The organism is Psychrobacillus soli (assembly GCF_006861775.1).
Classification (GTDB): Bacteria; Bacillota; Bacilli; order Bacillales_A; family Planococcaceae; genus Psychrobacillus; species Psychrobacillus soli.
In genome coordinates, this window is sequence record NZ_VDGG01000049.1 from 22720 (window position 1) to 30088 (window position 7369).

The following is a 7369-nucleotide window of genomic DNA, read 5'->3' on the forward strand; positions in this document are numbered from 1 at the left end:
ATGAATGTCTTATTTTAGAAAAGAGGTAAAAGCATGTTTTCAAAAGATGAAATAGTAAAATCAGTTCCTCAAAAAGGATTCTTCGGGCATCCGAAAGGGTTAATGTCCTTATTTTTTACGGAATTTTGGGAGCGTTTTTCTTACTACGGTATGCGCGCAATTCTAATCTATTATATGTACTATGAAGTAACACAAGGTGGATTAGGGCTAGACCGAACTACTGCAAACTCCATCATGGCAGTTTATGGTTCCCTTGTTTATATGTCAGGCATTATTGGTGGCTGGATAGCCGATCGCCTACTCGGTACGACAAGAACTGTATTTTACGGTGGAATATTAATAATGTTAGGCCATATTGTATTATCGTTTCCAGGCGGGATAACGCCTTTATTTATATCGATGGTACTTATTATAATCGGAACTGGCTTGTTAAAACCTAATATTTCTAGCATTGTTGGTGACTTATATTCAGAAAAAGACGTGCGTCGTGACTCTGGATTCAGTATTTTCTATATGGGTATTAATATGGGTGGATTCCTCGCACCGTTAATCGTTGGAACTGTTGGTCTTGAGTATAACTTCCATCTAGGATTCGGACTTGCAGCAGTAGGGATGGCGCTTGGATTGATCGTCTTTTTACTGACAAAGAAAAATAATCTTGGATTAGCTGGTTCGTATGTGCCAAATCCAATGTCTAAAGAAGAACGTAAAAAAGTGTTAACACAGATTGGAATTGGATTATTAATAGTATTGGTTTTGGGATATATTTTAATTCAACAAGGTATTATGACGATTGATGTATTTACGATGACGGTTTCTATTTTAGGTATAGTTATTCCAACATTGTATTTTATACTGATGTATAGAAGTAATCGAACGACTGCCGATGAAAAGTCGAGATTACTTGCATATATTCCATTATTTGTTTCAGCGATGATGTTCTGGGCAATTCAAGAACAAGGATCGAATATATTGGCACAATATGCAGATGAACGTGTTAATTTAATGATCGGATCCTTTAAGATTTCACCTGCATGGTTCCAATCGTTGAATCCTTTATTTATTATTACACTTGCACCAATATTTGCTTGGTTGTGGGTAAAACTTGGGGATAGACAACCATCTACACCTAAAAAGTTTTCTTTCGGTTTATTCTTTGCGGGGATGTCATTCATTGTGATGATCATTCCAGCGTATATGAATGGTACAGAAACGCTTGTTAATCCGTTTTGGCTTGTATTAAGTTTCTTCTTAGTTGTGCTTGGTGAGTTATTGTTATCTCCAGTCGGTTTATCTGCAACAACGAAGCTTGCACCAGGTGCGTTTGCTGCTCAAACAATGAGCTTATGGTTCATGACGAATGCATCGGCACAAGCGATCAATGCGCAAGTAGTTAAATTATATAAACCAGAAACTGAAATTTTGTACTTTGGTGTAATTGGTGTAATCGCACTTGTCATTGGATTGCTATTGTATTTAATGACGCCTTTAATCCAAAAGTATATGCGTGGAGTAAAATAAATGAAACCTTTCCGAAACTTTCCTCGTATAATAGTTATCAACAAATGAAGGGATGATAACTGATATGAAGAAATGGACAACGCTTATAGCAGTAGCCACACTATCATTAGGTTTAGCTGCATGTAACGAAACTGCTGCCCCTGCAGGGAATGGTGAGGTAACAGAAAAGAGTAAGTTAACACTTCAAGAAGTATTTGATAAATCTATTGCTACATCAGAAGAATTAAAAAGTGTACGAGCAGTAATGGATTTAAATCAAACAATGAATTTACCAAGTGAAGAAGCGGCATTAGAAATTAGCTCGAAAATGGATATGGAATATATCGTAGAACCAATGCAGATGCATCAAAAAGGTACTTCGACTGTAAATGGGCTGGCCGAAGATATGCCTGCTCAAACGTCTACATCCGAAAGTTATATGACTGCAGATGATTTTTATGTGTACGAGGAGTCTGCTGGAGAGTGGATGAAGTTCCCACAAGAAATGATGGCAGGAATTATGAATGCTGCAGAACAAGCAAATACAACGGATCAATTGAAACAAATTGAAGGATATTTAGATGATTTTAAATTCGAACAAGATAATAAAAACTATATATTGAAGCTTGAAGCTTCCGGTGAAAAATTCACGGAGCTTGTAAAAACGCAAATAGATGAAGTGATGCAATCGATGGGGGCAGGCGAAGAGATTCAAATGGATTTCGATATTCACTCGGTAAACTATTTGATACACATTGATAAAGAGACGTTCCAAACGAATAAATTAGATGTTGTGATCGATATGGATATGGAAGTAGACGGAGAGAAGATGAACGTCGTACAAGATGTAAAATCTACTTTCTCTGATTTCAACAAAGTAGAAGAGATCGTCATTCCACAAGAAGTAATCGATAACGCTGTAGAACTATAAATTGTTATAAGTTAAAAGACTGCTCCTGATTGTTGCTTTTTGTAACAATCGGGAGCAGTCTTTTTGTTTTCGTCATAGGCGGGAAATAGCGTATATAATATATCGTCAATTGACAATGATTTTCATTTAAGGGTTGACTTGTATAAGCCAAATGTTATAATAAAACCTGTGGGTAAATGATAATGATTTTCACTATCGTGAACTCATAAATAGAATATAGACATGAAAAAAACTATTTTTTTATTGCACTAGTAGTACTTTCTCTTTATAGAAGAAAGTAGAATTTCTCCAGCCGACTTGCTGGACTTTAATTCAGAAGAGACGCAAATATTTCTTATTAGCTATCATTGAGACTAAGGGAATATTTTATCTTCTACGTATAATAAATTACATACTCAGCGTGGAGAATATTTTTCACAATCATCTGAGAATAAAAGAAATATGGGGTTAAAAATGAGACTGTGGATGTTGATTAGTGCAGTAATCATCCTGTCAGTTATTTCGCTATTTATTGGTGCGATTAACATTAAGCCGAGTGACTTGCTTGATTGGGAATCGTTAGAAACACAAATTTTCTTAATTAGTCGTTTACCAAGACTATTAGCCATTATTTTAGCTGGCGCAGGTATGGGTATTGCAGGTTTGATTATGCAAAGTTTAAGCCGTAACAAATTTGTATCGCCAACAACGGCTGGTACATTAGACGCAGCAAAACTAGGGATTATCATATCCATGATGTTCTTTACAAGTATGTCTTATATCGGGCAAATTATGTTCAGTTTTGCGTTTGCTTTAATTGGTACATTTATTTTTATGCAATTGCTTGAACGTATTAAGTTCAAAGATGTGGTGTTTGTTCCACTTATCGGAATTATGTACGGAAATATTCTTGGGGCAATATCTACTTTCTTAGCGTATGAAGGAAACATGTTACAAAATGTTGATACATTTTTCCAAGGGAGTTTCACGTTAGTTGTATCTGGTCGCTATGAGCTTCTTTATGTAGCTGTACCGGCGATTATTATTGCTTATATTTATGCCAATAAATTTACCGTAGCAGGTATGGGTGAGGATTTTGCTAAAAATGTTGGTTTAAGTTACCGAGCGGTATTGAATATTGGGTTAGTTATTGTCGCCATTATTTCTACGACAGTCATTTTAACTGTTGGTATTATTCCGTTTTTAGGGTTAATTGTTCCAAACCTTGTTTCTCTTTATTTAGGGGATAATTTACGTAAAACAATTCCGCATACCATTTTTATGGGCGCAGCATTCTTATTAATCTGTGATATTATTAGCCGCTTAATCGTACATCCATTTGAAATTCCAGTAAATACAACTGTTGCAGTAATCGGTAGTGCGATCTTCTTAATTATGTTATTTAGGGGGAAAGCATATGCGAAAAAATAGTACGAAGCTAATAATATTAGCAGTTATCGCTCTAATTTGTATGTTGTTATTTGCGTTTTACAATATTCAAGGCGGTTTTAGTTATGCATTTCCGAAACGTTTAGAACGATTGTTTGCAATGGTCATTACAGGTACTGCAATCGCCTATGCAACAGTAGCTTTCCAAACCGTAACCCGCAATCGACTGTTAACACCATCGGTTATGGGTATCGACTCCATGTATGAGATAGTTCAAACGATTATTTACTTTGCTTTAGGATCGTCTTCCATTTTTGTTGTAAGCCGTTACTTAAACTTTGGTGTATCCATAATCGCAATGGTTCTGTTTGCTTTAATTTTATATCGCTTTTTATTCCGCGCAGATAAGCATCCGATTTTCTTACTGCTATTAGCAGGTATGATTATCGGTACATTACTTGGAAGCTTAGTTACCTTTATGCAAGTAATAATTGATCCAGTAGAGTATGAAAGCTTACAAGCTCGATTGTTTGCTAGCTTTATGAACGTAAAAACGGAGTTGCTATTTATATCAGCAGGTATTGTAGCTTTAGCGTTTCTTTATGGTACCCGTATATTGCATAAGTTAGATGTTATGTCTTTAGGGCGTGACAATGCCATTAACTTAGGTATTAGCTATGACAAAATGGTTTTACGTATTTTAATTTTGTCATCCGTTTTAATTGCAGTATCAACAGCGTTAGTAGGTCCAATTACATTTTTAGGGTTAATTGTTTCCAACTTAGCGTATCAATATTTTGCTACATACAAACACTCGGTCTTAATTATAGGAGCAAGTTTAATAAGTATTATTGCATTAGTCGGTGGACAATTTTTAGTGCTTCATGTATTTAATTTAACGACAACGATTAGTGTAATTATTAACTTTATCGGTGGTCTTTACTTTATCTACTTATTACTAAAGGAAAGTAGGAAAGCAGGATGATTGAAATTAAAGGGCTTTCTAAAAGCTTTGGGAAAAAAACTGTTGTCGAAGATGTTACATTAAAAATTCAAGCAAAAGCCATTACGTCCTTTATTGGACCTAATGGTGCGGGGAAATCAACGTTATTATCCATGGTAAGTCGTTTGTTAGATGCGGATACAGGTGAAGTATTGTTAGATCAATCAGATGTGAAGAAAATGAAATCAGATGCTTTTGCAAAGCGCGTTGCGATACTAAAGCAAGCAAATCATTTGAATATCCGTTTAACGGTTCGAGAACTTGTATCATTTGGACGTTATCCATACTCGAAAGGTCGTTTAAACAAAGAAGATCAAAAGTTTGTGGACCAAGCGTTAGAGTATATGAACTTAACTGACATGCAAGATAAGTTTTTAGATGAGCTTTCAGGTGGTCAAAAGCAGCGTGCATTTATTTCTATGGTTATTGCGCAAGATACTGATTATATTTTACTCGATGAACCATTAAATAACCTCGATATGAAGCATTCTGTGCAAATTATGAAAATTTTACGTAAATTGGTAGATGAATTAGGTAAAACAGTTGTTATCGTATTGCATGATATTAACTTTGCCTCTGTCTATTCAGATCGTATCGTTGCGTTGAAGGATGGACGTCTAGTAAAAGATGGTCCAACACATGAGATCATTAACTCAGATGCTTTACGTGAAGTGTATGATATGCATATTCCTGTTCAAGTGCAAGATGGTTGTCGAATTTGTGTCTATTTTAATTCACATAACTAATTATTTCAAAAAAGGTTTAAAAGTAATTGACAATTGTAGTGGACTAAATTAACATATGGGTAGCTTAATGAAAGTGATTATCATTATCATTCGTGGAAATAAAAGAGCTATTATTAGGAGGAGAAATTTAATATGAAGAATTGGAAATTTTTAACCGCTACAGCGGCGTTAGTATTGATGTTAGCTGCATGTGGATCAGAAGAAGCAGAAAAAGAAACAGAAACACCAGCAACTGGTGAAACAAATGAAGCAAGTGAAACAGAAAAAGAAGTAGTTGAAGAATCAGCATTCCCTATGACAGTATCTTCATTAACTGCTAGTCGTGAAACAGAAGAAGGTGCTTCCATTACATTTGAAGATATTACTTTGGAAGAAGAGCCACAGCGCATCATCACGCTTGACTACGGTTTCTTAGATACACTTGATGCATTAGGTGTTGAAGGTATCGTAGGTGTAGCAGCTGGCGGTGGTAAAGGGAACATCCCGGCACACTTAAAAGAAAAATATGCACCAAGCGATGAGATTGCTGACGTTGGTTCATTAAAAGAAATCAACTTCGAAGCAGTAGCAGCAGCTAACCCAGATATCATTTTTATCTCTGGTCGTCAATCTCCATTCTATGAAGAATTAAAAGAAATTACACCAAACGTAGTATTCATTGGTTCAGATAACTCGAACTATATTGATGGGGTTTATGAAACAGTTGATTTAGCGGCTAAAATCTTTGATAAAGCTGAAAAAGGTGAAGAGTTAAAAGCTACATTACAAGAAAAAGTGGATGCTGTAAAAGAAAAAGCAGCTGGCTATGAAAATGCATTAATTGCTATGTATAACGACAAAAAAGTCTCTGGTTTTGATAACGGTCCAGATTCTCGTTTCGCATATGTGTACAATGACTTCGGTTTCGTACCATCAACAACTGATATTAAAGCATCTTCACATGGTTCTGATTTTTCTTATGAGTCAATATTATCTGTAGATCCAGAAGTATTATTAATCGTTGACCGTACAGTTTCGGATGTAGAAACGATTAAAGCAGATATCGAAAACGATATTATTAAACAAACTCGTGCTTATAAAGAAGGCAAAATCGTATACTTAAACGGTGTTAACTGGTACTTCTCAAGCAACGGTGTAACAACTGAAGCAGAAAAATTACAAGAAATCTTAGATGAATTAAAATAATTCATACTAGAGAAAGAGCTACCCTATTCGTGTACACGAATAGGGTAGCTCTTTACTTTTATGATTTTATATTTGAAAAGGGGTTAGAAGAAGCATGGAAGAATTGGGAGAAGAGCTCAGAACATATCGCTGATCATAAAGCGAAAATTAAAGAGCATGGTGGTAAGCCACCGAAACCAGAATATGTTCTTTCAATGGAGCATGCAAACTATACCGTTTTAGAATAGTTTTACTTATGAACGATTAAATAATATTTTGACTATAATAGAAATCAAATCAATCTACTTTAGCAATCAGATGGAAAAGTAGATTTTTTATATTGTAAAAAAATTATGAAATTAAGGTTATGTGAATAACCTTTTTCAAATAATATAAGATATGCCTCTTTATATTGTATGTAATATAACGAATCCACCTCATGTTAAGTGACGCATTATAGAGATACTGCGACGTAGTGAGTTGAATAAAGTGTTCGCTGGGATTTTCGCTGCAGTCGAACGCTTTCCGCCGGGTGAGCGATGAGCCATCCTCGCCGCTTAGGCGTCGTAGGGATGTCTCATTTGCTCACTCATCCGGCAGGAGTCGTCGCCTACAGCGAAAATCCCAGCGAACACTTTATTCAACTCACTACGTCGC

The 7369-nt window shown here is 35.5% G+C and carries 7 protein-coding genes; all 7 read left to right on the forward strand.

The features are described 5' to 3' along the window. The first annotated feature begins 33 nt into the window (after positions 1–33). The 7 genes from FG383_RS17420 (at position 34) to FG383_RS17450 (ending at position 6960) form a co-directional block, all read left to right on the forward strand. Positions 34–1521, forward strand: coding sequence for a peptide MFS transporter (locus FG383_RS17420; RefSeq protein ID WP_142608676.1), 1488 nt, complete (start codon positions 34–36; stop codon positions 1519–1521). A gap of 64 nt (positions 1522–1585) precedes the next feature. Continuing rightward, entirely contained in the window at positions 1586–2431 is an 846-nt protein-coding gene (locus tag FG383_RS17425) for a DUF6612 family protein (RefSeq protein ID WP_142608677.1), read from the forward strand. 453 nt (positions 2432–2884) lie between these two features. Next, entirely contained in the window at positions 2885–3841 is a 957-nt protein-coding gene (locus FG383_RS17430) for an ABC transporter permease (protein ID WP_142608678.1), read from the forward strand. Further along, a complete protein-coding gene (locus FG383_RS17435; protein ID WP_142608679.1) occupies positions 3828–4784 on the forward strand; it encodes an iron chelate uptake ABC transporter family permease subunit in 957 nt (318 codons plus the stop codon). Before FG383_RS17430 ends, FG383_RS17435 begins: the two co-directional genes overlap by 14 nt. After that, complete coding sequence (locus tag FG383_RS17440) at positions 4781–5548, forward strand: iron ABC transporter ATP-binding protein (protein ID WP_142608680.1); 768 nt, start codon at positions 4781–4783, stop codon at positions 5546–5548. Before FG383_RS17435 ends, FG383_RS17440 begins: the two co-directional genes overlap by 4 nt. Positions 5549–5680: 132 nt before the next feature. Further along, positions 5681–6733: a siderophore ABC transporter substrate-binding protein gene (locus FG383_RS17445; RefSeq protein ID WP_142608681.1), complete on the forward strand. Its 1053-nt coding sequence runs from the start codon at positions 5681–5683 to the stop codon at positions 6731–6733. 29 nt (positions 6734–6762) lie between these two features. Then, entirely contained in the window at positions 6763–6960 is a 198-nt protein-coding gene (locus tag FG383_RS17450; protein ID WP_425467660.1) for a hypothetical protein, read from the forward strand. The last annotated feature ends 409 nt before the right edge of the window (positions 6961–7369 follow it).